The sequence below is a fragment of the Massilia sp. AB1 genome, from assembly GCF_018119385.1.
Taxonomy (GTDB): domain Bacteria; phylum Pseudomonadota; class Gammaproteobacteria; order Burkholderiales; family Burkholderiaceae_D; genus Telluria.
Map to the genome: position 1 here is coordinate 57,647 of NZ_JAGKSG010000023.1, position 24,193 is coordinate 81,839.

25 protein-coding genes are annotated in these 24,193 nt (G+C 68.2%); 9 read left to right on the plus strand and 16 right to left on the minus strand.

The annotated features are described in order from the left end of the window. Positions 1-12 precede the first annotated feature (12 nt). The 3 genes from J8847_RS14610 to J8847_RS14620 are packed head-to-tail and all read right to left on the minus strand — an operon-like array spanning position 13 to position 5,061. A complete protein-coding gene (locus tag J8847_RS14610) occupies positions 13-1,185 on the minus strand; it encodes a two-component system response regulator (protein WP_211525443.1) in 1,173 nt (390 codons plus the stop codon). Continuing rightward, positions 1,182-4,289: a hybrid sensor histidine kinase/response regulator gene (locus tag J8847_RS14615; RefSeq protein WP_211525444.1), complete on the minus strand. Its 3,108-nt coding sequence runs from the start codon at positions 4,287-4,289 to the stop codon at positions 1,182-1,184. Before J8847_RS14615 ends, J8847_RS14610 begins: the two co-directional genes overlap by 4 nt. Then, a complete protein-coding gene (locus J8847_RS14620) occupies positions 4,270-5,061 on the minus strand; it encodes an ABC transporter substrate-binding protein (protein ID WP_211525445.1) in 792 nt (263 codons plus the stop codon). The genes J8847_RS14615 and J8847_RS14620 overlap by 20 nt, the downstream gene beginning before the upstream one ends. 201 nt (positions 5,062-5,262) lie before the next feature. Between J8847_RS14620 and J8847_RS14625 the strand changes: the two genes are divergently transcribed. Beyond that, positions 5,263-6,228: an MYG1 family protein gene (locus J8847_RS14625; RefSeq protein ID WP_211525446.1), complete on the plus strand. Its 966-nt coding sequence runs from the start codon at positions 5,263-5,265 to the stop codon at positions 6,226-6,228. Positions 6,229-6,319: 91 nt separating this feature from the next. Here J8847_RS14625 and J8847_RS14630 read toward each other — a convergent pair whose 3' ends face one another. The 3 genes from J8847_RS14630 to J8847_RS14640 all read right to left on the minus strand — a co-directional run bounded on the left by J8847_RS14630 (position 6,320) and on the right by J8847_RS14640 (position 8,755). Next, positions 6,320-7,240: a hypothetical protein gene (locus J8847_RS14630; RefSeq protein ID WP_211525447.1), complete on the minus strand. Its 921-nt coding sequence runs from the start codon at positions 7,238-7,240 to the stop codon at positions 6,320-6,322. Positions 7,241-7,305: 65 nt separating this feature from the next. Next, positions 7,306-8,478, minus strand: a complete 1,173-nt coding sequence (locus J8847_RS14635) for a sensor domain-containing diguanylate cyclase (RefSeq protein WP_211525448.1) — start codon at positions 8,476-8,478, stop codon at positions 7,306-7,308. Between the two features lies 1 nt (position 8,479). After that, on the minus strand, positions 8,480-8,755 hold the full coding sequence (locus J8847_RS14640) for a hypothetical protein (RefSeq protein ID WP_211525449.1): 276 nt from the start codon (positions 8,753-8,755) through the stop codon (positions 8,480-8,482). A 110-nt stretch (positions 8,756-8,865) separates the two neighbouring features. Here J8847_RS14640 and J8847_RS14645 point away from each other — a divergent pair, with 110 nt between their 5' ends. The 3 genes from J8847_RS14645 (at position 8,866) to J8847_RS14655 (ending at position 13,002) form a co-directional block, all read left to right on the plus strand. Further along, a complete protein-coding gene (locus J8847_RS14645) occupies positions 8,866-9,639 on the plus strand; it encodes a fused MFS/spermidine synthase (RefSeq protein ID WP_211525468.1) in 774 nt (257 codons plus the stop codon). 146 nt (positions 9,640-9,785) lie between these two features. Then, the gene (locus tag J8847_RS14650; RefSeq protein ID WP_211525450.1) at positions 9,786-12,635 is read left to right on the plus strand and encodes an EAL domain-containing protein; all 2,850 of its coding nucleotides are present in this window, start codon (positions 9,786-9,788) and stop codon (positions 12,633-12,635) included. Positions 12,636-12,792: 157 nt separating this feature from the next. After that, a complete protein-coding gene (locus J8847_RS14655) occupies positions 12,793-13,002 on the plus strand; it encodes a hypothetical protein (protein ID WP_211525451.1) in 210 nt (69 codons plus the stop codon). Positions 13,003-13,106: 104 nt separating this feature from the next. Here J8847_RS14655 and J8847_RS14660 read toward each other — a convergent pair whose 3' ends face one another. Together J8847_RS14660 and J8847_RS24360 are read right to left on the minus strand one after the other, a co-directional pair. Continuing rightward, positions 13,107-13,478 (minus strand): hypothetical protein, encoded by a 372-nt coding sequence (locus J8847_RS14660; protein WP_211525452.1) that lies wholly within the window; start codon positions 13,476-13,478, stop codon positions 13,107-13,109. Between the two features lie 85 nt (positions 13,479-13,563). Then, complete coding sequence (locus J8847_RS24360) at positions 13,564-13,698, minus strand: hypothetical protein (protein ID WP_267876282.1); 135 nt, start codon at positions 13,696-13,698, stop codon at positions 13,564-13,566. Positions 13,699-13,887: 189 nt separating this feature from the next. Here J8847_RS24360 and J8847_RS14665 point away from each other — a divergent pair, with 189 nt between their 5' ends. After that, complete coding sequence (locus J8847_RS14665) at positions 13,888-14,127, plus strand: hypothetical protein (protein ID WP_211525453.1); 240 nt, start codon at positions 13,888-13,890, stop codon at positions 14,125-14,127. 25 nt (positions 14,128-14,152) lie between these two features. On the opposite strand, the gene J8847_RS14670 is transcribed toward J8847_RS14665, so the two are convergent. Continuing rightward, entirely contained in the window at positions 14,153-14,347 is a 195-nt protein-coding gene (locus J8847_RS14670) for a hypothetical protein (RefSeq protein ID WP_229429623.1), read from the minus strand. Positions 14,348-14,493: 146 nt separating this feature from the next. Next, entirely contained in the window at positions 14,494-14,679 is a 186-nt protein-coding gene (locus J8847_RS14675) for a hypothetical protein (protein ID WP_211525454.1), read from the minus strand. Positions 14,680-14,799: 120 nt separating this feature from the next. Between J8847_RS14675 and J8847_RS14680 the strand changes: the two genes are divergently transcribed. After that, complete coding sequence (locus J8847_RS14680; RefSeq protein ID WP_211525455.1) at positions 14,800-15,690, plus strand: alpha/beta hydrolase; 891 nt, start codon at positions 14,800-14,802, stop codon at positions 15,688-15,690. Here J8847_RS14680 and J8847_RS14685 read toward each other — a convergent pair. Then, entirely contained in the window at positions 15,680-15,991 is a 312-nt protein-coding gene (locus J8847_RS14685; protein WP_211525456.1) for a 2Fe-2S iron-sulfur cluster-binding protein, read from the minus strand. The genes J8847_RS14680 and J8847_RS14685 overlap by 11 nt on opposite strands. A 123-nt stretch (positions 15,992-16,114) precedes the next feature. Between J8847_RS14685 and J8847_RS14690 the strand changes: the two genes are divergently transcribed. Both J8847_RS14690 and J8847_RS14695 read left to right on the plus strand, forming a co-directional pair. After that, a complete protein-coding gene (locus J8847_RS14690) occupies positions 16,115-17,188 on the plus strand; it encodes a L,D-transpeptidase (RefSeq protein ID WP_211525457.1) in 1,074 nt (357 codons plus the stop codon). A gap of 30 nt (positions 17,189-17,218) precedes the next feature. Continuing rightward, positions 17,219-17,938: a M23 family metallopeptidase gene (locus tag J8847_RS14695; RefSeq protein ID WP_229429622.1), complete on the plus strand. Its 720-nt coding sequence runs from the start codon at positions 17,219-17,221 to the stop codon at positions 17,936-17,938. Here the strand turns inward: J8847_RS14695 and J8847_RS14700 are convergent. The 5 genes from J8847_RS14700 to J8847_RS14720 all read right to left on the minus strand — a co-directional run bounded on the left by J8847_RS14700 (position 17,928) and on the right by J8847_RS14720 (position 23,033). Continuing rightward, positions 17,928-19,748 carry a M4 family metallopeptidase gene (locus J8847_RS14700; protein WP_229429621.1) on the minus strand — a complete coding sequence of 607 codons (1,821 nt, stop codon included), beginning with the start codon at positions 19,746-19,748 and terminating at the stop codon, positions 17,928-17,930. The two genes, J8847_RS14695 and J8847_RS14700, sit on opposite strands and share 11 nt — an antisense overlap. Positions 19,749-20,004: 256 nt before the next feature. Further along, positions 20,005-20,586 (minus strand): hypothetical protein, encoded by a 582-nt coding sequence (locus tag J8847_RS14705; RefSeq protein ID WP_211525458.1) that lies wholly within the window; start codon positions 20,584-20,586, stop codon positions 20,005-20,007. Positions 20,587-20,595: 9 nt separating this feature from the next. After that, positions 20,596-21,780 (minus strand): zinc-dependent alcohol dehydrogenase, encoded by a 1,185-nt coding sequence (locus J8847_RS14710; RefSeq protein ID WP_211525459.1) that lies wholly within the window; start codon positions 21,778-21,780, stop codon positions 20,596-20,598. Between the two features lie 182 nt (positions 21,781-21,962). Then, on the minus strand, positions 21,963-22,823 hold the full coding sequence (locus tag J8847_RS14715; RefSeq protein ID WP_211525460.1) for a neutral zinc metallopeptidase: 861 nt from the start codon (positions 22,821-22,823) through the stop codon (positions 21,963-21,965). Between the two features lie 24 nt (positions 22,824-22,847). After that, positions 22,848-23,033 (minus strand): hypothetical protein, encoded by a 186-nt coding sequence (locus J8847_RS14720; protein ID WP_211525461.1) that lies wholly within the window; start codon positions 23,031-23,033, stop codon positions 22,848-22,850. 166 nt (positions 23,034-23,199) lie between these two features. Between J8847_RS14720 and J8847_RS14725 the strand changes: the two genes are divergently transcribed. Further along, the gene (locus J8847_RS14725; protein ID WP_211525462.1) at positions 23,200-24,135 is read left to right on the plus strand and encodes a class I SAM-dependent methyltransferase; all 936 of its coding nucleotides are present in this window, start codon (positions 23,200-23,202) and stop codon (positions 24,133-24,135) included. Positions 24,136-24,193 lie beyond the last annotated feature (58 nt).

Consider the following 24,193-nt stretch of genomic DNA (forward strand, 5'->3'; position numbering starts at 1 on the left):
TAGGGACGCACGTCAAGCGAACGTGGTTTCTTCGTCTTCCGCGTCGCGCCAGGTCTCGGCGATGCGGGCGAATTCGCCTTCGACCGCGAAGAAGGCGTCGAGCACATCCGGATCGAAGTGGGTGCCGCGTCCCTGGCGCATGACCTCCAGCGCCTGCTCGTGCGAGAAGGCCGGCTTGTACACCCGGCGCGAAATCAGCGCGTCGTAGACGTCGGCCACCGCCATCAGGCGCGCCGACAAGGGGATGTCCTCGCCGCTCAGCTTCTCCGGATAGCCGGTCCCATCCCATTTCTCCTGGTGCGAATGGGCGATCTCGCGCGCGAACATCAGGAAGCTGTTGCTGCCGCCGATATGCTCCTCGACCAGCATGATGGTGTCGCGCCCGTAGGCCGCGTGCAGCTTCATGATCTCGAACTCTTCCGGATCGAGCTTGCCAGGCTTGAGCAGGATGCGGTCGGGAATGGCGACCTTGCCGATGTCGTGCAGCGGCGCCGACTGGTACAGCAGGTCGATGTTCTCGTCGGTGAGCTTGTCCGCGAAGCGCGGATGGCCGCGCAGCTGCAGGGCCAGGGTGCGCACATACTGCTGCACGCGGCGGAGATGCTTGCCGCCGCTCTCGTTGCCGCGTTCGTTGCCGCGTTCGTTGCCGCGTTCGCTGCCGCGGGTTTCCGCCATCCAGGCCATGGCCATGATGATCGCTTCCTGCATCATCGTCAGCTGGGCGGTGCGCTGCTGGACCATGCGTTCCAGCACCTGGTTCTGGTTCTCCAGCACGCGGCGCGCCGCGCGCAGGGCCAGGTGGGTGGCCACCCGGGCGAACAGGATCGGCGGGCTGATCGGCTTGCCGAGATAGTCGACCGCGCCCACCGACAGGCCCATGGCCTCGTCCTCGACCTGGTTCTTGGCGGTCAGGAAGATCACCGGGATGTCGGCCGTGGCCGGATTGGCCTTCAACTGGCGGCAGGTCTCGTAGCCGTCCATGCCGGGCATCATGACGTCGAGCAGGATCAGGTCGAGGTCCGGCGAACTGCCCGCGATCTGCAGCGCGGTGCTGCCGTTGGTCGCGACCTTGGTGTGATACTTGTCCTTCAACAGGCGCGACAGCAGCATGATGTTGTCGGGCGTGTCGTCGACGATCAGGATGGTCGGCTTGTCCGCCGCCTTGTCCCGGAGTGCGAGAGTCATAGGTGTTCCGCGATGTCAGATGGGGAGTCGCCGGGCGTCGCACTGGCCTGCTTGAGCAGCGCCCGGGCTTCCTCGAATTCGTAGCGCGACAGGTGGGTCTCCAGGCGCGCCAGGGCGGCGGCCGGCATTACCCCGGCCAGGGCGCAGCGCACGCTGTCGAAGTAATCGGTCGCCTCGCCCGAGAACTCGGCCAGCAGGCCGTCCAGCTGGGCGATCGCCTCCTGCGCGTCCTGGCCGGCTTCGCACGGGCTGTCGGCGGCCGGCGTGCCGGCGCTGGCGAAGTGGCGGTCGAGCGCGGCCATCAGGCTGGCGAGGGCCTGTTCCAGCGCCGCGCCGCCGCGTGCCAGCGCCGCCGCATCCGGCGTCCTGCGCTTGGCCTGTTCTTCCACTTCCTGGGCCAGAGCCTGCACTTCGCGCGCGCCGATGTTGCCGCACACGCCGCGCAGGGAGTGGGCGCGGCTGGCGGCGTCGTTCAATCTTCCCGCAGCCAGGTCGGCGCGGATGCAGCTGCCGGCGTCGCGCTGCGAGCCGCGCAGGCGGTCGAGCAGTTCCAGGTACAGCCTGGCGTTGCCGCCCACGTTGCGCAGGCCGAAAGCCGTGTCCAGGCCGGTCAGCTTGGGCAGGCCCTGCAGCGCTGCCGGATCTGGGGCTGCCTGACCCGGGCGGCCAGGCATGCCCTTGCCCAGCCAGCGCGCCAGGGTGGCGTACAGCTTCTCGGGATCGACCGGCTTGGTGATGTAGTCCTGCATGCCTTCGCGCAGGCAGCGCTCGCGGATCTCGGCCAGCGCGTGCGCCGTCATCGCGATCACCGGCAGCTCGTTGAAGCGCGGGTCCTGGCGCAGTTCCACCGTGGCGGCATGGCCGTCGAGCTGGGGCATTTCCAGGTCCATCAGCACCAGGCGATAGGCGCCGGGGCCGGCCTCGAACAGCTTGTCCAGGGCCTGGCGGCCGGTCGAGGCGACGTCGACATCGATGCCCTGCGATTCCAGCAGTTCGCGCGCGATCTGCTGGTTGACCAGGTTGTCCTCGACCAGCAGCACGCGCGAGCCCTGGGCGCTGGCGCGCGCCACGCCGCTGGCGCCGCCCTCGAAGGCGGCGCGTGCGAACAGGCTGGCCAGGGCGTCGGCCAGAGCCGACTGCACGAAGGGCTTGTACAGCACGCCGTTGACGCCCGCGGCTTCCGCCTCGGCCTGCACGCCGTCGCGCCCGAAGGCGCTGACCAGGATGGTGAGCGGCTGGTGACGCAGGCCGGCGTTGGCCTTGACGCGGCGCACCAGCTCGATGCCGTCCATGCCCTGCATGCCGCAATCGGTCAGCAGCAGGCGGTAAGGCATGCCGGCGGCGTCGGCCGCGGCGATCGCCCCTTCGGCCCCGCGCCCGTCCGAGCAGCACTCCACGCGCAGCGGCAGCGCCGCCAGCGATTCGCGCAACACCGCGCGCGCCAGCGCGCTGTCGTCCACCACCAGCACGCGCGCGCCGGCCAGTTCCGGCGGCACCTGCAGCACGGTTTCCGGCTCGCCGGACAGGGCGAAATCGAGGTCGAAGTGGAAGGTCGAACCGGCGCCGGGGGCGCTCTCGACCGCGATGCAGCCGCCCATCAGGCCCACCAGCTGCTGGGAGATCGACAGGCCCAGGCCGGTGCCGCCGTACTCGCGCGTGGTCGAGCCGTTGGCCTGGCTGAAGGCGCGGAACAGCTTGGCCTGCTGTTCTTCGCTGATGCCGATGCCGGTGTCGCGCACCGCGAAGCGCAGGCGCACTTTATCCTTCGCTGCGCCGCGCAGCGGAATGCAGGACAGCTGCAGCTCGCCGCCCGGCGTGAACTTGACCGCGTTGTTGACCAGGTTGATCAGGACCTGGCCCAGGCGCAGCGGGTCGCCCACCAGCTGGCGCGGCACCGCGTGCGGCACGTGGAACAGGTATTCGAGCTGCTTGTCGGCGGCGCGCTGGCTGGTGACGCTGGCCACGTTGGACAGCACGTCGTCCAGGCAGAACGGTACCTGCTCGACGTCCAGCTTGCCGGCCTCGATCTTGGAAAAGTCGAGGATGTCGTTGATGATCCCCAGCAGCGAGAGCGCGGCGCGGTGGATCTTGCCCACGTAGTCCTGCTGCTTGGGATTGAGGTCGGTGCGCAGCGCCAGGTAGGCCATGCCGATGATGGCGCTCATCGGGGTGCGGATCTCATGGCTCATGTTGGCCAGGAATTCGGACTTGGCCACGTTGGCCGCCTCGGCGCGCAGGTTGGACTGGGTCAGTTCCTCGGTGCGGGCGGCGATCTTCTGCTCCAGGTCTTCGTTCAGCTCGCGCAGCTGCTGCTCGATGCGGCTCTTCTCGCGCAGCAGGCCATTGGTCACCTGTTCCGCCTGGCGCAGGCGGTTCAGGGTGTCGCGGAAGCTACGCACGGCCGAGGACAGGCGCCCGACCTGGTCGCGCCGGCCGATGCCCGACAGGCGGATGTCGGTCTCGCCGCGCGCCAGCTTTTCCAGCGATTCCTGGATATCGGCAAACGGCTCCGACATGCGGCGGCCCACCACGAAGACGCAGGCGACGATCGCCAGCGTCAGGAGGATGTTGGCGGCGGCGGTATGGACGATCTGGCCGCGCAGGTCTTCGTCGATCTGCTGGCGCGAGAAGGCCAGCTCGATGGCCCCCACCGGATAGGCGCGGGTGCCGTCGTTGTAGGTGATGCGGCGCCGCACCCGCACCGCGGCCTCGCCGTTGTCGCGGTTGGCCAGGGCCGCCAGCAGGGTGCCGTCCGGCGCCAGCACGCGCAGGGTCTGCACCTCGGGGGTCGCCCCAAGGGCGTCGACCACCGAGGATACGGCGGCGCTGTTGATGTCGAACAGCGGACGCGCCAGGGCGTGCGAGAGCACGGTGGCCTGGCGCTCGATGCGTTCCTGCAGCTTGGCGTCGGCCTCCACCCGCAGCGCATGCAGTGTGTAGGTGGTATAGACCCCGGTCGAAAGCGCGACCGCCAGCACGATGCCGGCGCCGAGCCGGAACACGATGTTCTGGCGCCAGTTGTCGACCAGGCGGCGCGGGACCAGGCGCAGCGGGCGGCGGCGCCTGCCGATGGGATTGAGGGGATTAATACGCGCCCCCGCCACCTGAGCTCAGGGCCTGCTCGCGCTTGCGGTAGGCGGGGCTGTTGCGTCCCTGCTCGATCGCATCCCACAGGCGCGCGGCCAGCTGCGGCTTGTTGGCGACGAAGGCGCGCGACAGCACCAGGTAATACGGCTTCTCGATCAGCGGCGCCGGCAGCATCTCGAGCCGGGCGCCGAGCGGCCCGCGCATCAGGCGCTTGGCGTCGCCGCCGCCGAGCGCCGCGCCGGCCAGGCGCCCCGCGATCAGCTTCTGCGCCAGTTCGTCCGAACGCTGGCTGCCCTCGTCCACCGGCACGTGCCGCGAGCGCAGGAAGTCGGCCACCGAGTAGCCGAGCTGCACGCCGATGCGGCCGTCCAGGTTGTGGAATTGCTTGCCGTCCCAGCCAAGGCGGCTGCCGCGGCGGCGCACCAGCACGTAGCGGTCGATGTGCATGCGCTTAGCCGGGTCGGCATTGGCGCCGCCCGGATAGGCGCCGAGCTCCATGCGCTCGGGATTGAAACTGACCGCGAAGGCGCCGTCGACCTGGTTCGACTTGAGCTGCTCCAGGCAGCGCTTCCAGGGCATGCTCTGGAAATCGAAGTTCACGCCGGTGCGCTTGCTGACGTCCGCCAGCAGTTCGAAGTTCAACCCGCCGCCGTCGAGGGTGCGCCAGGGCGGCACTTCCTGGCGCTCGAAGCACAGGGTCACGCTGCCGGGCGCGGCAGCCTGGGCCTGGGCAGGCCCCAGCAGGTACCAGGCGGCGAGGACGGGGACGACGAGCTGCTGGATGCGCATGCCGGGAAAATGTGGTTGAACGGACAAGTATTGAAGTATGCCATCAGAAATTGCCGAACAACAGCAAAATGAAGCGGATTCACCTGGATACGACACCTCCGCCGGAGCCTGTATCATGAGGGCTCCGGCGAAACGCTGCCATGCGTGCGGCCGGCTGTATAACGAAGCAATATAACGAAGCTGTAGCGATCTGGAGTATGTATGCGTATTGTGACCCACGGAGGCAAGTTCCACGCGGACGATGCCTGGGCCGTCGCGGTGTTGTTGATCCTCTTCCCGGAGGCCGAACTGGTCCGCACCCGCGACCCCGCCATCATCGAGGCGGCCGACTTCGCGGTCGACGTCGGCGGCATCTGGGACCCGGCCACGGGCCGCTTCGACCACCACCAGAAGGGTTTCGAGGGCGCGCGCCAGAGCGGCGTGCCCTACGCGAGCGCCGGCCTGGTGTGGCGCGACTACGGCGCCCGCTGCGTCGCCGCCCTGGCCGAGGCCCACGCCGGCCGCAGCCTGGACGAGGACACGGCGCGCCAGCTCGCCTATGCCATCGACGCCGACATCGTCCAGTACCTGGATTTGTCGGACGTGGGCGCGGCCAAGAACGCGCCCGGCGGCTACGGCCTGTCGGCCGTGATCTCGGGCTACAACCCGAGCTGGATGGACGAGCAGCGCCTGGGCTACGGACCGGATGCCGAGGCCTACCGCACGGCGCAGTTCCGGCGCGCGGTGGCGGTGCTGACCGACATCATGGTCAATGCGGTCAAGTACCGGGTGGGGGCCCTGCTGGCGGTGGAACAGGTGCGCGGCGCGGAAGTGCTGGAAGGCGGACGCCTGCTGTTCCTGAAGAACGGCGCCCTGCCCTGGTCGGCGGTGGTGCGCAAGGAGATGCCGAAGGTCTTGTTCGTCATCAGCTACAACATGGCGGAGCAGCGCCACATGATCCACACGGTGTCGGTCAGCACGGAGAACTTCGACGCGCGCGCCGATTTGCCGGAAGCTTGGGCGGGGTTGCGGGATGCCGACCTGGCGGCGGTGACCGGGGTGCCGGATGCGGGGTTCTGCCACAACGGGCGCTTCATTGCTTCGGCCAAGTCCTACGAGGGTATCCGCGAAATGGCGCGCCTGGCGCTGGCGGAAGTCGATCGTCTGGCCGCCGCGCCGACCGCATAAGAGGCACCTGCCCCTGGCTTTAAGACCGTCGCCCCGGCCTTCGCCGGGACGACGGTTTTACGGATAGCTGAAAAAGGTGACGGCAGCGGTCTTAAGCGGCAACAGCCGCTCGCGCATGCAAGTCCCACAGCGCACCGACACGCAACCCTGCGTGCACCGGTTTCACTTCATCGATCCCCAGTTCCTCCATCATCGCGATCAAGAGCGCCAGGCCGCCCGGCAGGTGCGGCGCGCGCGCCGCCGGCTCCCAGGCCAGGCGCACCCGCGCCAGGTGCCCCGCCTCCACCACCAGGCGGCGCAAGCGCATCAGGCTGTCGCGATTCAGCCCATCGCCCTGGGCGATCTCGGCCAGCGCCCGCACGGTGCCGCAGGCGCCGTAGGCAACCCGCCCGGCCTTCCGCCCCAGCACCGACTGGGCGAAGCGGCTGCGTCCCGAGCACACCGCCGCCTCGAAGCCCACCTCGTCGATTCTGCCGTCGCCGAAGAAAGTCAAACTCTGGCGCACCGCCCCCACCGCATACGATTCGATGCGCTCGATGCGCTCTCCCCGCCCCAGCACCAGCTCGGTCGACCCGCTGCCGATGTCGGCCACCAGGCGCGGCTCATCAATCCCGGCGCCGAGCGTGCTGGCCACGCCCAGGTAGACCAGGCGTCCCGCTTCGCTGCCGTCGATCAGCTCGATCCGCCGTCCCAGGGCCTGCTCGGCGGCCGGCAGGAACACCGGCGCGTTGCGCGCCAGGCGCAGGACCGAGGTCGCCACCACCCGCACCGCCTCCGGGCGCCAGGCGTCCAGGGAGCGCCGGAACTCGCCCAGGCAGCTCAATGCGCGCCGCATCGCCGCCGCGCACAGGTAGCCGTCCTCGTCCAGGGTGGCGGCCAGCCGCACCGGCTCGGCCATCGTGGCCACCAGGGCCAGCGCGCCGTCCTCGACGCGCCCGACGTGCAGGCGGAAGCTGTCAGAGCCGAGTTCGACGGCGGCGTACAAGGGAGATTCAAAAGTGGGTGGCGTCATGGTCGTTCCTGCTGCGATGTGCCTCAGGATACGGCCGGGATGTGACGAGCGCGTGACGCGGCGGCTCAGACCTCGGCCACGGCCGCGACGGCTTGGGAAACGCGGTTGCGTCCCGCCTGCTTGGCGGCCACCAGGGCCTCGTCGGCGCGCTGGAACAGGGTCACGGTGCTGTCTTCGGGGCGGATGGTGGTGACGCCGAAGCTGGCGGTCATCTTGATCAGCGCGCGCTCGCTCTTGACCGGGGTGGCCTCGATGGCGGCGCGGATGCGCTCGGCCACCAGGGTGGCTTCGTCGAGATTGGTGCGCGGCAGCAGGATCGCGAACTCGACGCCGACCAGGCGGCCCAGCATGTCGCTGTCGCGCAGCTGGCGCTTGCACAGCTCCACCACGTGGCGCAGCACGGCGTCGCCGGCCGGGTGGCCGTAGCCGTCGTTGACGCGCTTGAACTGGTCGAGGTCGAGCACCACCAGGGCGGTCGGCATGCCGGGACGGCGCGCCAGCGCCATCCACGGGGCCAGCGCGCTGAAGAAGCCGCGCCGGTTCGGCACGTCGGTGAGCGGGTCCACCAGTTCCAGGCGCGCCAGCTCGCGCTGCGCGCGTTCGCGAGCCAGCAGCAGCATGCCGAAGCAGTTCCCCAGCATCAGCAGGTAGAGCGCGGCGACGAACAGCTGGCCGAGCATCTCGCTGCTCATCCAGCCCCAGCCGGCAGGCAGCAGCATCACGAACAGGCCGCGCGCGGCCACCACCAGGGCCAGCACCGCCGTCACCAGCGCCAGGAAGCGCTGCAGCAGGCTGCTGTCCTTCCAGCGGCTGGCCAGGGCCGCCGCGCCGGACAGATAGAAAGCGCCCAGCAGGAGCGAGAACGCCACGCTGCGCAGGCCGTCCTCGTCGATCAGGTAGCAAATCAGGAAAGCCAGGATCGCCAGGCCGCCCAGCACCAGGGTCGGACGGCGCCAGCCTTCGCGGCCGACGGCTTCCCAGGAGGCGCCCGCCTCGACCGCCACGCCGGCCAACAGCAGCGCATAGCCGCCGGGGACCGCGATAGCCGGGGGCACGACATTGCTCGCGCCCAAGGCCAGCAGCAGCCAGGCGCCGCCCTGGATCTGCTTGGACAGGCTCCACGCCGACAGGGCCTGGGAACGGACCGGGCCGTAATCGAAGAAAGTCAGCAGCGCGACCAGGGCCAGGTTGCCCAGGGCCAGGACCAATACCATGGTGGAGGCGTCCAAGGTCATCATGTCAGTACTCGTGTTCGACCTGGGTGGTGCCGTCGCCGACCTTGCTGGCCCAGGCGCGGGCGAAATATTCCTGTTCCGCGCCGCTGGGCGGCTCGTGCCAGAACACGATCAGGGTGCCCTTGTGATCGTGCAGCTGGGTCAGCTTCTCGACGAAACGCGGATTTCCGTCGGCATCCGCCAGGGCCATCGCATAGCCGTACACGCGCTGCAGCCGCTCGATCCGGTCCGGCTCGGTCGGGCTGTTGGTGGCGGTGATCGTGGGATGGTCCAGGAACATGGAAGCTCAATAGGGTCTGGTCGAGTGGCGCGTGGCGGCCAGCTTATCAGAAAGCGATGCCTGGCAACAAGCTGCGCCGGGCCGCCCCGCCCTCGCCTATACTGCTCACCATGTCCGCCCCCGCCGACCCGCCTTCGCCCGAGCAGCCGCCTCCGCTGGTACGCACCGAGGGCGACCGCCGCACCCTGGAATTCATGCCCGGCGACATCCAGAGCGAAATGCGGCTGTCGCGGCCCGACGCGCTGGTGCTGGCCTACGCCCGCGCCATGATGTGCTTCGCCCTGTTCGCGCCGCGCCCGCACCACATCGTGATGGTGGGCCTGGGCGGCGGTTCGCTGGCCAAGTTCTGCTACCGGCGCTTTCCCCGCGCCCGGATCACGGTGCTCGAGCTGCGCGCCGACGTGATCGCCCTGCGCGAGCAATTCCACGTGCCGCCGGACGATGCGCGCCTGCGCGTGCTGCACTGCGACGCCACGCGCTGGCTGGCGGCCAATCCCGGCCAGGCCGACGTGCTGCTGGTGGACGGCTTCGACGCCAGCGGCCTGCCGTCCGCCCTGTCGAGCGCGCGCTTCTATGCCGACTGCCGGCGCTGCCTGCGCCCGGACGGGGTGATGGTTGCCAACATCTTCACATACGATCCTGACTATGTCGCTGCGGTGCAACGCCTGCGCGCCGCCTTCGATGGCAGGCTGGCCTGGTTCCGCGGCATCGCCGGCAACAACCAGATCCTGTTCGCCGTGCGGCCCGGGGCCGCTGCGGCGTCCCCGGGCGCCGCCGAACGGCGGTTGCTGCGCATCCTGCGGCCGCGCGGCTTCGGCTGGGCCTGGACCAACCGCCTGCTGGCGCGCGCAGTGCTTGCCTGGCTGTCACGCCGCGCTGTCTGAGGTCTGCCACAAGGGGGTGGACGAATCGTCCAGAGGGGCACATTTCGTTTGCGAAACCACCCGTTTTTGTGACAAACTGGCGCGCACTAATGCCCATTGGCAAGCCCTCTTACACTCAGATCAAAGTAGCCACCCTGGACCAACACATGCCGCGTCGCCGCCTGCCCTTGTCGCTCACCCTCGCGGCGGCCCTCACGCTCGGGGGCGGCCTGGCCGCATCCGGCGCCCTGTTCCTGGGCGTCAGCCACCTCGAATGCGACAACATGGCGCTCGCCTTTGCGCAGCGCGCGGACGAGCGCGTGGCTGCGGTGCGCCAGGGCATGGACCAGGCGGTCGAGGTCCTGACCGTCACCAATCAGCTGTTCGCGCGCGGCGAGCCGGTCTCGCGCCAGCAGTTCGCCGACTTCACCTCGGCCCTGCTGGAACGCCACCGCTTCATCCAGGCCTTCAACTACCACCGCGTGGTGCGGGCCGAGGACCGCGCGGCGGCCGAAGCCGCCCTGCAGCAGGTCCGCCCGAACACCATCTTCACCGAGCTGCGCCCGGAAGGCCAGGTGCCGGCCCCGATGCGCGGCCGCTACCACGTGGTCGACTACCTGGAACCGATGGCAGGCAACGAAGCCGCCTTCGGCCTGAACGTGTCGCAGAACGCAGAAGTGATGGGTGCGCTCGACATCGCCCGCGGTTCCGGCCGCGCCGCCGCCACCGGCCTGTTCGCCCTGGCCCAGGACGCCACGCCCCAGCCCAGCTTCGAGATGATCCTGCCGATCCTGGACAAGGATGGCGCGATGACCGGCGATACCGCCGTGATCATCCGCGGCAACGAACTGGTGCGCTCCTCGCTGGCCGGCGCCGGCCTGCTCGAATCGAACGACATCTTCGTGTCGGTGTATGCCAGCGAGCATGCGGACGCGAGCAAGCGCCTGCTGTCCACCGGCCCGACCCAGGTCTCGCACGACCACTTCCTGGCCGACTGGCTGATGCCCGACGGCCCGGCCGTGCACAGCACCGTGCTGCGCATCGCCGGCCGCCCGTGGCGCATCGACGTCGCCGCGGCGACCCGTCCCTTCCTGGCCGACCACATGGCGTCCACCGCCCTGCTGGTGGGCGGCATCCTGATCACCCTGCTCAGCACCGCCTTCGTGCAGGCGTCCGGCCAGCGCGCGCGCAAGGTCCAGCAGCTGGTGCGCCAGCGCACTGCCGACCTGCGCCGCACCAACCGCCGCCTGGTCGAGGACATGATCGCCCGCGAGCGCGCCGAGAAAGCCCTGCAGCAGAGCGAGCAGCGCTTCCGCCAGCTGGTCTCGATGTCCTCCGACTGGTACTGGGAACAGGACGCGGCGCTGCGCTTCACCATGGTCACCGGCGCCTTCACCGAAAAGACCGGCGTGCCGGTCGACACCGTGCTGGGCAAGACGCGCTGGGAATTCCAGCCCGACCTGCTCGAGACCGAGGCCGGGCGCTCCCACATCGCCCAGGTCAAGGCGCACGAGCCCTTCGCCAACCTCGAATACAAGACCGTCGACGAGTTCGGCGACACCCGCTGGTTCTGCGTCAACGGCCAGCCGGTGTTCGACGAGACTGGCACCCTGGCCGGCTACCGCGGCACCGGCAGCGACATCACCGAGCGCAAGCTCACCGAGCAGCGCGTCCACCATGTGGCCCAGCACGACGTGCTGACCGGCCTGCCGAACCGCTCCCTGCTCCAGGACCGCCTGGGCCAGGCGATCGCCTACGCCACCCGCAGCGGCTACCCGGTATGGGTGATGCTGATCGACCTGGACCGCTTCAAGTTCGTCAACGACAGCATGGGCCACAAGGCCGGCGACGTGCTCCTGATGACGGTGGCGGCGCGCCTGCGCGGCTCGCTGCGCGACACCGACACCGTGGCGCGCCTGTCGGGCGACGAATTCGTGGTGATCCTGTCCGAGCACGCCGAGGAGCCGCTGCGCCCCGAGATCGTGCAGCGCGTGATGGATTCGGTGGCCCAGCCGGTCATGCTCGGCACCAAGGAATTCTTCGTCACCTGCTCGATCGGCGTGGCGGTCTACCCGAGCGAAGGGACGCCGGCCGACAGCCTGATCGAACACGCCGACATCGCGATGTACAGCGCCAAGAAGATGGGGCGCAACAACTTCCAGTTCTACACCCCGGCGATGAACGAAGAGTCGCTGGAGCGCGTGCGCATCGAGGGCGCGCTGCGCAATGCGCTGGAGCGCAACGAATTCGTGCTGCATTACCAGCCCCAGGTCGACCTCAAGAGCGGCCGCATCGTCGGCATGGAAGCCCTGATCCGCTGGAACCACCCGGAGCTGGGCATGGTTCCGCCGGTGCGCTTCATCGGCATCGCCGAGGAAACCGGCCTGATCGTGCAGATCGGCGCCTGGGTGATGCGCACCGCCTGCGCCCAGAACAAGGCCTGGCAGGATGCGGGCCTGGGCAAGCTGAGGGTGGCCGTCAACCTGTCGGCGCGCCAGTTCGGCGCGGCCGACCTGATCGCCAGCCTGGAATCGGTGCTGAACGACACCGGCCTCGATCCGGACTGCCTGGAGATCGAGCTCACCGAAAGCCTGTTCATGAGCGACGTGACGCCGGCGGTGGAGTTGCTGCACCGCATGAAGTCGCTGGGCGTGAACCTGTCGATCGACGACTTCGGCACCGGCTATTCGAGCCTGTCCTACCTGTCGCGCTTCCCGATCGACGTGCTCAAGATCGACCGCTCCTTCGTGGCCGACATCACCCACGACGTCAACGACGCGGCGATCGTCACCTCGATCATCGCGCTGGCGCACAACCTGAAGCTGGCGGTGATCGCGGAAGGCGTGGAAACGGCCGAACAGCTGGACTACCTGCGCACCCACGGCTGCGACGAGATGCAGGGCTATTACTTCAGCAAGCCGCTGCCGGCCGCGGACTTCGAGCAGATGCTGCGCCAGGGGCGCTGCCTGGCGCTGCCGGCGCCGGAAGACGAGGCCTTCGCCGCTTCGGCGGCCTGAAACCAGGGTGCGGCGCCTTCGCCGCCCTCCCTGGCGGGCTTCGGAAAATTCCTACAGCAAAAAAAATTGACCACAAATAACTTTTTGTGGCCAATACGACATCATTAGCGATACAATATCCGTGTCTCTTTTGCAATCCCGAGTCCCGGAGAATACGATGATGAACGAAACGCGTGAGTTGCCCGCCGAAGCAGCACAGCGCAGGCAGCGCACCGACAGCCGCACGCGCGACCTGGTGAACCAGGCGATCGCGTCGGTTCCGACCCTCGGCCTGCAGCGCGCAGCCGAATTCCTGGCGACGATGAACGTCCCGGCTGAAGTGGCCGTCCGGGTGCTGGTCTATCCGCACCGCCGCCGCGCCAACTGAGTCCTTCACGTGCGCCTTGCGCGCACGCTGAGCGCGAACCGGGCCGAGGCGCGGCGCGGTTTTCGCGCGATGCCGCGGCCGCTCGGGCCGGGCATGCCTGTCCCTCAGCGCTTCTTTTCCTGCTGGACGATGTCGGCCAGCGACTCCCGTCCTTTCTCGGTCAGCAGGTAGCCACCCGCCTCGTTCGCGGCGACGTGCGATTTGAGGTTCAGGAACTGCAGCACCTCGGCGTCGACCGCCGCCTGCGGATCCTCCGCCAGGGCGCGCAATCCCACCACGCAGCGGCGCAGGAACAGTACTTCCTGCCCCTTCCTGGTCAGCGTGATGCGGCCGTCGCGGCCGAATTCGATCATCTTCAGGCCCGAAAGGCGCTTGGCGTTGCGCCCCACGCAGGCGGTGGAGGTATCCTTCTTCGTGCCACGGCGCACCAGCTCGAGGGCGTCGTATTCGTCTGTCGTCAGCTTTTCGTTCTTCATTACCGCTTTCAAATCAATCAGGGCGCGCCATGGTAACCGGGGCGACCGTCTGCGGCAACTGCGGCGACGCCGCGGGGCTGCGTTGCTAGCGCAGCGAACGCAAGGCGTACCACCCGAGCCCGAGGCTGGCGGCCAGTCCCAGCGCCATCGCCAGCTGCATGCGGCGCGTCTCGACGGCGCCGCGTCCCAGGTAAATCTTGTTGTACAAAGTCGAACCCATTGTCTCCTCCTGCCGTGGGGTGGTATGGCTTTAATTATAGAAAACCATGCATTGCAGCCGCGTGACAAGCAGCACGCCGGCACACCTGGGCGGCAAAAAAGCAACACCGGGCCTCCGCCTAGCGCGCGCCGGACGGCATGGGGGCCTGTTAGGATCATACGACATTGACAACTTTTACCGGAGCACAGCATGAACGATCCGACCAAGGCGGACCCGGCCAACAGCCGGCCCGGCATCTTCGACGAGGCCGACATCGGCAGCGGCGAAAAGACCCCTGGCCAGCGCGAAACCGAAGAGATGATCCGCCAGATTCCGCCGCTGCCGCCCTCCAACCGGCAATCCGGCGAAGGACAGCCGCTGCAGGGCGAAGGAGACAAGGGCAAGGGCGCCCAGCCGGAGTCCGGCAACCGCCAGGCCTCCGGCGCCTGAATGAAGCGGTAACTGAAGCGTTAACTCAGCTTGCCCGGATCGGCGGTTCGGGCAGGCGCGGCTCCTGGACGGGAGCGTTGGTGGGATCCGGCACGTCGTCCGGCACCGGCGGCTGCGGCGGCGGCTGCTTCGGATCGGTGGGCGTGTCGGGCTCGGGCGTGATATGCGCCTCGATGGTGGTGAAATCGCGCAGAGGGTCCTGCGCCGTGAGCATGTTCATGGTGGGCCTCTCAGTGACTCAGTGAAGTCGAAACCGTGCGCCGTCCATGCGGCGCGGCGCACGAGAGCGGGAAGGCAAAGGGCTTGCCTCCGTGGGTAATGCTGCGGCGGGCGGGCGCCCGCCGCGAAAGCTGCGTAGGCCGCGGCTTAATGGTTCTGCTTCTGCTTCGCGCCGCCGCCCGCGCCCTTGTCGGTGCTGGCGCGTTCGCGCGACATGTGGTCATGGCTGCTCTTGTCGCTCACGCCGGCGCGTTCCTTGGCCTGGTCCTGCTCGGACTTGTTGTTGTTGGCCGATTGCTGGTTCTGCTGTCCGCTCGATTTGGAATTGCTCATCGTATGCCTCCTGATCAAAACGTTGGGTGTCGTGCGCAGCCTAGCACGGATGCGGCGGGCAGGTTTTCAATCGTGCGGCGGCTCGGCTATAGTGGAAGCCCCTTCATTCGACACCCGCCCATGCGCCTTCTTCGCCTGCTTCCGCTCTCCCTCCTGGCCGCCCTCCACGCCCAGGCCGCGCCGATGAAACTGGCCGACTACCTGGCGCTGAGCGGACCCGCGCCCGGCGCGCGCATCGCCTATGGCCCGGCGGCCTCGCAGTACGCGGAACTGTTCCTGCCTCAGGGGCAGGGCCCCTTCCCGGTGGCCGTGCTGGTGCACGGCGGCTGCTGGACCAGCAAGTTCGGGGGCATCGCCCAGCTGCGCAACATGGCGGGCGCCCTGGCGCAGCGCGGCATCGCGGTCTGGAACGTCGAATACCGGCGGGTGGACGAGCCGGGCGGCGGCTATCCGGGCATGTACGAGGACATGCATGCGGCGCTGGACGCCCTGCGCGCCCAGGCCGGCAAGCAGCCGCTCGACCTGGACCGCATCGTGGCGGTCGGCCATTCGGCCGGCGGCCAGCTGGTGCAATGGATCGCCGGACGGGAACGCATTCCGCAAAGCAGCCCCCTGTACCGGACCAATCCGCTGCCGGTCCGCCATATCGTGAGCCTGGGCGGCCTGGCCGACCTGCGCAAGGAAGCGGCCCTGATCCAGTCCAGCTGCGGACGCGATACCGCCCAGCTGGCCGGCACGGCAAGCGCGCAGCGGCCGGACGTGTTCGTGGATACCAATGCCGCCGAACTCACGCCGAACGGCAGCCGCACCTGGCTGGTAACCGGCGCCCTCGACACCATCTCGCCGCCGCGCGTGGCGCACGACTACGCCGCACGCGCGCGCGCCGCCGGCGACCGCGCCGAGGTCGTAATCCTGCCCGAGGCCAGCCACTACGACGAGGTGGCGGCCAGCTCGCCCGCCTGGCCGCAAGTACTGCGCGTCATCGAGGGCGCGCTCGGCCTCAATCCTTGAACAGCGAGGCCACGCGCCGCGCCAGCGGCGCTTCCAGCACCAGCTCGCTGCGCGCCACCGCGACGCAGGGCAGGATCCAGCCCTCGCGCTTTTCGTCGGCCGACAGGCCGGGCCACTCGATCAGGTAGGCCACCTGTCCGCTGCGCAGGCGGCAGATGCAGGTGCGGCAGGTGCCGTTGCGGCAGGAACTGGGCAAGTCCAGCCCCGCGTGTTCCGCCGCGTGCAACAGGGTGGTGCTCTCGTCCGCGCCGAAGCTTTCACCGCTCGGCTGCAGAGTAATCGTATGGATCGTGGGAGACATAGGCGCCGATTGTAGCGCGACCGCTCCTCCATTCCTGAAAGCATGCTGGGTTCGTTCTCGCACAGACTCGACTGCTGGGCCTCTCTACGCTGGAAACTCCAGAAGCGAGAGCAGGAGTACGATATGAAACGAACGATGACCGCCCCCCTGATCATGGCCGCCCTGATCGGCGCCCTTCCCCACCTGGCCAGCGCAGCCCAGGCCGGCAACACGCAGCCGCCCGCGGCCCAGCCCGCACTGCCCGCACCCGCACAGGAAGCCCCGGCGCCCGGCGCCACCCTGGCCATGCCTGGCCAGCGGGCGATGCCGGGAACGGCCCCGGCAGCCCGGGGCCAGGCGAGCGCCAAGCAGGCCCAATTCGAGCGCCTGCTGCGCGCCCAGGTGCTGCTCGACCGCGCCCACTTCTCGCCCGGCGAGATCGACGGCGCCTATGGCTCCAACATGCGCCAGGCCCTGAGCGGCTTCCAGGCCGCACGCAAGCTGCCGGTCACCGGCAAGCTGGACGAGGCCACCTGGAACGCGCTCAACGAAGACAACAGTCCGACCCTCCTGACCTACACCCTGGTGGAAGCCGACGTCGCCGGTCCCTTCCGCCCGGTGCCGGAAGATATGATGGCCAAGGCCTCGCTGCCGGCGCTCGGCTACGCCAGCGCGGTCGAGGGCCTGGGCGAGAAATTCCACGCCAGCCCCAAGCTGCTCGAACGCCTCAACCCGGGCAAGAGCATGGCGCGCGCCGGCGAACAGATCATTGTGCCGAACATCGTCGGCAAGTCCGCGCTGGCCAAGGCCAGCAAGGTGGTGGTGCGCGATTCGACCAAGACCCTCATGCTGTTCGATGCCGGCGGCCAGCTGCTGGCCCAGTATCCGGCGTCCACCGGCAGCCAGTACGATCCGCTGCCGGTCGGCACCTGGAAGATCGAGGGCGTGCACGCGAATCCGGTGTACAACTACAACCCGAAGCTGTTCTGGGATGCCGAGCCGGGCGACAAGAAGGCCAAGGTAGCGCCGGGGCCGAACAACCCGGTGGGCGTGGCCTGGATCGATTTGTCGAAGCCGCACTACGGCATCCACGGCACCCCGGTGCCAGGCCACGTGGGCAAGACCGAATCGCATGGCTGTATCCGCCTGACCAACTGGAGCGCCGCCGAAGTGGCGGGCCTGGTGGCGGCCGGAACAGAGGTGGTCCTGCAGGACTGATGCTCTAGAAACGATCGAACGGAGGACGAGATGAAATGGCTGATGACCTTCCTGGCCGGCGCGCTGGTCGGCGCCGGGGTGCTGTTCGTGTTCCTGAACGAGGTGCCGGAAGAGCCGGCGCCGGTGGCCGCAGTGGCGCCGCCGCCACCGGCACCCGCGGCGGCTCCCGCGGCGCCCGCAGCGCCTGAAGCGGCGCCGCCCGCCCAGGGCCAGGGAGGCTCGGTAGTGCAGACCGACCTGTCCGACACCGAGCTGCCGATGCGTCCGTCCTCCAGCTCCCTGTCCGCCGCCAACGCCACGCCGGGGACCGCTTCCGCCGTTCCGGGCAAGCTGATGGTGCCGGTCCAGGGCGTGAAGGCCTCGGCCCTGACCGACACTTTCGACCAGCCGCGCGGCAACCAGCGCCACCACGAAGCGCTGGACATCATGGCGCCCAAGGGCACGCCAGTGGTCGCGGCCGCCGACGGCAAGGTCGTCAAGCTCTTCACGAGCAAGCCCGGCGGCCTGACCGTCTACCAGTTCGACCCGAGCGAAAAATTCGCCTACTACTACGCCCATCTCGACCGCTATGCGGACGGCCTGCAGGAAGGCATGGTGCTCAAGCGCGGCGACGTGCTGGGCTATGTGGGCGTCACCGGCAATTCGGATCCGAACGCGCCCCACCTGCACTTCGCCGTGGTCGAACTCACGCCGGAAAAGCAGTGGTGGAAAGGCACGCCGCTCAATCCGTATCCGCTGCTCAAGGAGTGAGCTCGGCGCCGCCGGCAGGTTCGTCGATGTCCGTCCCGACGTTGATCGCCGCGTAGGCGCGCTGCACGGCCACCGCCTCGGCGCTGTCCTTGCCGTACAATTCCTCCGCCGAGAGGATCATCTTGGCGCGCGCATCCGCGTAGTTGGTGCTGGACGTGAACTTGGTGGTATTGGCGTGGAACCAGATGCGGAAGGCCTTGTCGGTCCCGATGCCGCTCATGGCCGCCGGTTCCTTGACCAGGTACTTGCTGTAGGCGTCGCTGTCCTTGTCCGCATCCGAGCCGCGCGCCAGGAAGTAGAACATGCGGTTGTTCGGGCCGCTGCTGTAGTGCACGTCCAGGCGCCGCAGGCGGGTGCTCCAGGCGTCATGGCTGATGCCATCCTTGCTCGGCTTGACCATGTAGCGCAACGGCGTGCCGTTGCGGCTGATCTCGGTCCCCAGCATCCAGTCGTTGCCCTCGTCGGGAATGACTTCGCCCTTGCCGCCCGCGCGGGCGTAGGCTTCCACGACTTCCCCCGAGATATCGGAGCTCGATTCGTTCAGGCCGCCGGACTCGCCCGCATACACCAGGTTCGAGGTCGCCGCCGTCACCCCGTGGCCCATCTCGTGGCCGATCACATCGATCGAGCCCAGGCTGGTGAAATAGGTGCCGTCGCCGATGAACATGCAGCGGCAGGTGTCGCTGTAATAGGCGTTGTCGTAGCCGCGGTTGACGTGGGCGGCGATGTAGGTGGCCGTGTCGTGGCCGTCGAGCGAGCGCCAGCCCAGCACGTTCTTCATGGTGTCGTAGGTATTCATCAGGCCCCACATCGCGTTCACGGCGGCGGTCTGGCCGTTGGGAGCCGTGGTGCTGCTGCCTTCGACGAACTGCTTGCCGTCGCCCCAGGTGTTGGTGGCGTTGGTGTAGACCTTGCCGGCGCTGCCGCCGTTGTTGGCGTTGGTGATCGCCATCGCCCCGAAGGTGCCGCCCTTGCCGCGCTCCGGGTCGAGCATGCGGTACAGGCCGTCGGAGAGGGTCGTGCTGAGCGGGACTTCGCCGTTGTACTGGCTCTTGCCGACGCCGGTCGCGGTCTGCAGCATGCTCCACTGGTCGATCAGCTGGCCGTCGCGCGCGCTGACGACGGTGTCGTGGTACAGCGGCTGCTCCCCCAGGCGCATGCGAGTGCGCACCAGCCAGGCGAGTTCGTAGTGGTCGACGGTCTCCTGCAGGTCGACGGCGTTCAGTTCTTCCTCGGCTTTGTTCTCCGCACCCGGTGCGCGCTCGTCGCGCATGACCGGATAGATCAGGAGCTCGGCGCGCGGCGCGACGATGTGGGCGGCGCCGGGCACCAGGTGGGCCATGGCCGCCGCGATCGCCGCCTTGGCGCCCAGTTGCGGCCTGACGTTGAAGCTGACGGTCTTGGCGCCCAGGCGGTTGGCCGCGCCCCGGCCCAGGTGCAGCCGGCGCGGCGAGGCGCTTTCCGACACCACCTTCAGCCTGTCGTCGAGCACCACCACCGAATCGGAACCGAAGATGCGCAAGCCTTTATAGGTGTGCGCCGCGCGCACCACCTGGGTGCCGCGGGCGCCCGGATGCTGGCCGAGGACGCGGTAGGAATGGTCCTGGTCGAGGCCCTGGGCGGCGCGCGAGGTGGTGAGCTGTCCCAGCACCGAGGCCCTGCCCTTCGCGTCCAGGCTCTGGGGCGGGCTCATGATGGGCGCGGCGCTTGCGCCCTGGAGGAGCAGGATCGCGGCCGCGAGACAGGCCGCGGTGCGGGTGAAGGGCCGGCTTTTGTGCGAAGTATGCTGCGGGGTCGTGTGGGGGATCATCTCGTCTCCATCCGGTCAGTCCCGGCCTCGGGCGGGCACGGGTCATCGGCCAGTGTGGACGAGCTTGTAGAGGAGAATTTGCTTGGACGCAAAAGATTTGCCGGTGCGGGTCGCGCGGCGGCAAAGGATGTGAGGGAGGTGGTGATGCGGATGCGGAAGGCTGGCGGCTAATGCCTTTGAGTTTGCCGACAGACCGTCGTCCCGGGACTGGGCGTCCCCCTTGGCCGGGAACGACGTTCATATGCTGCGAACGGGCTTAACGATAGCGGTCGCGCCGGTTAAGGAGGTACCAGGCAGTACCTACTACAGCAGTAGCAATCGCCGCCTTCTTCACCAGCCCACCCGGATTGTGCTTCCACTCGGCTTGCAAGCCCATCTCGGCGAACACATTCGGCACCTTCCCATGCGCCAGGTCGTCGACAACGCCCTCGACCACATTGACCCGGTCCGCCAGCAGCAAAAGCATCCAGTGCCGCAAATCGTTCTCGGTGGACTTGAACGCCGCACGCCGGATCATCCCCGACAGCCCGGACGGCGGCTGCGCCGTCCCGAACAGCGGCGTGATGCCGGGACGCTCAGGCGACACCAGCACCTCCACGCGCTCCGGCTGTTTCTCCGGCAAACCTTCCTTGGCGTCCGTGTAGCGCGGCGGCGTGCGCTCCATCGGCACGGCGGGGCGGTTCTTGCGGTCGAGGTCCGCGCCCCAGCCCTGGATGTGCGACAGCTCATCCGGCGACGGGCGGCGCGGCACGATGTGCCCCTGGGTCGGATGCGCGTGGACATGCCCCTCCGCGCCGTGGTGGTGGTGGTGTTCGGTCATCTCGTGACGTGTTTCCATATTCCCTCCTCAGTGCAATGCGGTTGCCGACACCGCACGCACCTGGTCGGCGTTGGGCGGAATCAGGACGGTCTTGATGCAGTTGTCGAGCTTGCTCGAGAACATGTGGTACGCCTCGGCGACCTCCTCCAGCGGCACCCGGTGGGTGATGATTTCCTTCGGGTTCAGGCGGCCCTCGCGGATGTGCTCGATCAGGCGCGGCAGGTGGCGCTTGACGCTGGCCTGGTTCATGCGCAGGGTCAGGCCCTTGTTCAGGGCATTGCCCATCGGGACGGCGTTGAAGGTCGGGCCGTAGACGCCGACGATGGACACGTTGCCGCCCTTGCGCACCGAGTTGATGCACCAGTGCAGCACGGTGGCCGCGCCGGCCTGCATTTTCATCAGGCGCCCGGTCAGGGTCTGGGCGATGCTGCCGGCCGCGTCGCCGCCGACCGCGTCGATACAGACGTCGGCGCCCATCCAGTCGGTCATCTTCTTGATGTGCAGCGCCATGTCGTCCACTTCGCGGAAGTTCACCACTTCGCACTGCGCATAGCGCTTGACGAACTCGAGCCGGTATTCCACTTCGTCGACCACGATCACTCGGCCCGCGCCCATCAGCCAGGCCGACTTGGCGGCGAAGATGCCGACCGGCCCTGCTCCGAACACGACCACGGTGTCGCCCTGCTGGATGTCGCCCATCTCGGCCGCCTGGTAGCCGGTCGGCAGCGCGTCGGTGAGCAGCACGGCGTCGTCGTCGTCGATGTCGTGCGGGATCACCAGCGGGCCGACGTCGGCCATCGGCACGCGCACCAGCTCGGCCTGGCCGCCGTCGTAGCCGCCCGCCGTGTGCGAGTAGCCGTAGATGGCGCCCACCGCCGTGGCCTCGGCGTTCGTGTTGTGGCAGTTGCCGTACAGCTCGTGCTGGCAGAAGAAGCAGGAACCGCAGAAGATGTTGAAGGGCACCAGGACCTTGTCGCCCACCTTCAGGTTCTGCACGCCGGAGCCGACTTCCTGCACCACGCCGATGAATTCATGGCCGAAGGTATGTCCGACGCGGGTGTCGGGCACCATGCCGTGGTACAGGTGCAGGTCCGAACCGCAGATGCAGGTGCGGGTGACGCGCACGATGGCGTCGCCCGGGTGCTCGATGACCGGTTCGGGCTTCTGGTCGGCGCGGACGCGGTAAGGCCCGCGGTAGTTCATTGCCAGCATAAGTCCTCCTCCTCAATGGTTTGACGAAGTCCGCCCAACAGGACGAACTGTTGTGCCAACACGTTATGTCAAAATACCAAGGAAGGCGATACGCGCACGGAAACGAAATGATGAATTCGCCGATTTTTTACGAAGATGCACGCAAAAGCATTCACGTACAGAAATTTTAGGCGCATGCATCCTTATAGCTGGCGCGCTTCAAAGGTGTTGCAATCCTCCACCTTGCCGCTGTCCAGGCCGCGGCGGAACCAGCGTACCCGCTGGGCCGAGCTGCCGTGGGTAAAGGAATCGGGCACCACCACGCCGCGCGACTGTTTCTGCAGCGCGTCGTCACCGATGGCCGAGGCCGCCGCCAGCGCCGCTTCCACGTCGCCCTGCTCCAGGATCTGTTCGCGCTGGTTGGTGCGGTTGGCCCATACGCCGGCGAAGCAGTCGGCCTGCAGTTCCAGGCGCACCGAGAGCGCATTGCCCTCGCTTTCGGACAGGCGCTGCTGGGCGGAATGCACCTTGTCGGACAGGCCCAGCAGGTTCTGCACGTGGTGCCCCACCTCATGCGCGATCACATAGGCCTGCGGGAATTCTCCGGACACATTGAAGCGCTGCTGCATCAGGCGGAAGAAGTCGAGGTCGATGTAGACCCGCTGGTCCGGCGGGCAATAGAAGGGGCCAGTGGCGCTCTGGCCGGTGCCGCAGGCGGTGGGCGTGGCGCCCTCGAACAGCACCAGGCGCGCCGGCGTGTACTGGGCGCCCTGCTCGCGGAAGATGGCGGCCCACACGTCTTCGGTATAGGCCAGGGTGGTGCGCACGAACTGGGTTTCGCGGTCGTTGGCCGGCTCCGCGCGGGTCTGCTGCTGCACCGGCGCCGGCGAGCCGCCGCCCAGCAGACTCAGGATGGTGCCGGGATCGACCCCGAAGATGGCGCCGCCGATCAGGGCGATCACCAGGGTGCCGATGCCCACCGTGCGCCCGCCGAATCCGAATCCACCGCCTCCGCCGCGGCGGTCCTCCACGTTGTCGCTCTGACGGTCGCCTTCCCATTTCATGCTGTTCTCCTCCGGCGCCGGGGTCTATTTGCCTCCGTGCCGCTTCAGGTTGCTCGTATCGGGCCGTTCGCGCGCATCCTTGGTGCGGAAATCGTCCGCCGGCGCTATCCCCGCGCGCGCCTCGTCATGCAGGCTGCGCTCGTGGCGTTCGCGTTCGATTTCGCGTGCGATGCGGTCGCGCGGAATATCGTCCCGTTCTCTGGTAGCCATCGTCTCTCTCCCATTGTTGTGAACGGCTGTCCTGCCCAGTATGGACAGGGGCCGGCACACTCACTGTACGACCATTCACATAGTGCAGCAATTTTGCAGGAAAGCCGTGCACGCTTGGGTTGGGCAACGCACGGAAGCCGCTTCGCCCGCGTGCGAGGCTGGGAGCATGAACCCGTCCCACGCCACCGCCCTGCTTTCACTGGGCAACAGTCTGCGCCAGGCAGGCTACCGTTTCATGACCGTCACGCCCTCCACCCACCGGCGCATCAACTGCCGCCCCGGGAACGAGCGCGCGCTGGACCTGCGCGGCATCTTCGGCTGGAGCCGGCCTTTCGCGCCGGACCTGCTGCCGCCGCGCATGCTGGCGCTGATGCGCGAAGCCGGCATCGTGAAGGAGGAAGGCAGCCTGCTGCGCTCGACCCTGCGGGTGTCCACCTTGGGCGAACAGCTGCTGTTCCACTCGGCCTACCCGACCGACGCGGACGACTCGGTATTCTTCGGTCCGGATACCTACCGCTTCGTGGGCACCATGGAACGGGCCTTTCCCTGGCTGGGTTCGGGGCCGACGCGGGCGGTCGACATCGGCTGCGGAGGCGGCGCGGCGGCGATCACGATCGCCCACAAGTTCCCGCACGCGGAAGTGATCGGGACCGACGTCAACGAGAAGGCCCTGGCGCTGGCCGCCGTGAACGGGCGCCTGGCGCGTACCGCCAACCTGGAACTACGGCAGAGCGACCTGTTCGATGGGCTGGAAGGCGACTTCGACCTGATCGTCTCGAACCCTCCCTACATCCTGGATGAGGACGAGCGGCCCTACCGCCATGGCGGCGGCGAGCGCGGCGCGGAAATCTCGCGCCGGATCGTCGAAGAGGGGCTTGAACGGCTGCGGCCGGGAGGTAGCCTCATGTTGTACACCGGGGTGGCGATCAGCGGCCCGGACGACCATTTCCTGGACAGCGTGCGGGCGCTGCTGGAACGGGCCTGCGGCAACTGGCATTACGAGGAGCTGGACCCGGATATTTTCGGCGGTCAGCTCGGGGAGCCCGGCTATGAAGAGGTGGAACGCATCGCGGCCGTCTGGCTGCATGCGGTGAAGCGCTGAAGCGGGGGCGGCGCCGGGGGCGCCCGCCCCCCGCAGGCCGGCCGGGGGTTGAAGTCCG

What these genes read in the sequence shown, in the direction of transcription:
- J8847_RS14725 (WP_211525462.1), top strand. Translation starts at nt 23,200, where the DNA reads ATGAACCCGTCCCACGCCACCGCCCTGCTTTCACTGGGCAACAGTCTG.
- J8847_RS14620 (WP_211525445.1), bottom strand. Translation starts at nt 5,061, where the DNA reads ATGCGCATCCAGCAGCTCGTCGTCCCCGTCCTCGCCGCCTGGTACCTG.
- J8847_RS14700 (WP_229429621.1), bottom strand. Translation starts at nt 19,748, where the DNA reads ATGATCCCCCACACGACCCCGCAGCATACTTCGCACAAAAGCCGGCCC.
- J8847_RS14625 (WP_211525446.1), top strand. Translation starts at nt 5,263, where the DNA reads ATGCGTATTGTGACCCACGGAGGCAAGTTCCACGCGGACGATGCCTGG.
- J8847_RS14655 (WP_211525451.1), top strand. Translation starts at nt 12,793, where the DNA reads ATGATGAACGAAACGCGTGAGTTGCCCGCCGAAGCAGCACAGCGCAGG.
- J8847_RS14635 (WP_211525448.1), bottom strand. Translation starts at nt 8,478, where the DNA reads ATGATGACCTTGGACGCCTCCACCATGGTATTGGTCCTGGCCCTGGGC.
- J8847_RS14720 (WP_211525461.1), bottom strand. Translation starts at nt 23,033, where the DNA reads ATGGCTACCAGAGAACGGGACGATATTCCGCGCGACCGCATCGCACGC.
- J8847_RS14715 (WP_211525460.1), bottom strand. Translation starts at nt 22,823, where the DNA reads ATGAAATGGGAAGGCGACCGTCAGAGCGACAACGTGGAGGACCGCCGC.
- J8847_RS14690 (WP_211525457.1), top strand. Translation starts at nt 16,115, where the DNA reads ATGAAACGAACGATGACCGCCCCCCTGATCATGGCCGCCCTGATCGGC.
- J8847_RS24360 (WP_267876282.1), bottom strand. Translation starts at nt 13,698, where the DNA reads ATGGGTTCGACTTTGTACAACAAGATTTACCTGGGACGCGGCGCCGTC.
- J8847_RS14680 (WP_211525455.1), top strand. Translation starts at nt 14,800, where the DNA reads ATGCGCCTTCTTCGCCTGCTTCCGCTCTCCCTCCTGGCCGCCCTCCAC.
- J8847_RS14630 (WP_211525447.1), bottom strand. Translation starts at nt 7,240, where the DNA reads ATGACGCCACCCACTTTTGAATCTCCCTTGTACGCCGCCGTCGAACTC.
- J8847_RS14705 (WP_211525458.1), bottom strand. Translation starts at nt 20,586, where the DNA reads ATGGAAACACGTCACGAGATGACCGAACACCACCACCACCACGGCGCG.
- J8847_RS14640 (WP_211525449.1), bottom strand. Translation starts at nt 8,755, where the DNA reads ATGTTCCTGGACCATCCCACGATCACCGCCACCAACAGCCCGACCGAG.
- J8847_RS14685 (WP_211525456.1), bottom strand. Translation starts at nt 15,991, where the DNA reads ATGTCTCCCACGATCCATACGATTACTCTGCAGCCGAGCGGTGAAAGC.
- J8847_RS14645 (WP_211525468.1), top strand. Translation starts at nt 8,866, where the DNA reads ATGTCCGCCCCCGCCGACCCGCCTTCGCCCGAGCAGCCGCCTCCGCTG.
- J8847_RS14610 (WP_211525443.1), bottom strand. Translation starts at nt 1,185, where the DNA reads ATGACTCTCGCACTCCGGGACAAGGCGGCGGACAAGCCGACCATCCTG.
- J8847_RS14670 (WP_229429623.1), bottom strand. Translation starts at nt 14,347, where the DNA reads ATGAACATGCTCACGGCGCAGGACCCTCTGCGCGATTTCACCACCATC.
- J8847_RS14695 (WP_229429622.1), top strand. Translation starts at nt 17,219, where the DNA reads ATGAAATGGCTGATGACCTTCCTGGCCGGCGCGCTGGTCGGCGCCGGG.
- J8847_RS14650 (WP_211525450.1), top strand. Translation starts at nt 9,786, where the DNA reads ATGCCGCGTCGCCGCCTGCCCTTGTCGCTCACCCTCGCGGCGGCCCTC.
- J8847_RS14675 (WP_211525454.1), bottom strand. Translation starts at nt 14,679, where the DNA reads ATGAGCAATTCCAAATCGAGCGGACAGCAGAACCAGCAATCGGCCAAC.
- J8847_RS14665 (WP_211525453.1), top strand. Translation starts at nt 13,888, where the DNA reads ATGAACGATCCGACCAAGGCGGACCCGGCCAACAGCCGGCCCGGCATC.
- J8847_RS14660 (WP_211525452.1), bottom strand. Translation starts at nt 13,478, where the DNA reads ATGAAGAACGAAAAGCTGACGACAGACGAATACGACGCCCTCGAGCTG.
- J8847_RS14710 (WP_211525459.1), bottom strand. Translation starts at nt 21,780, where the DNA reads ATGCTGGCAATGAACTACCGCGGGCCTTACCGCGTCCGCGCCGACCAG.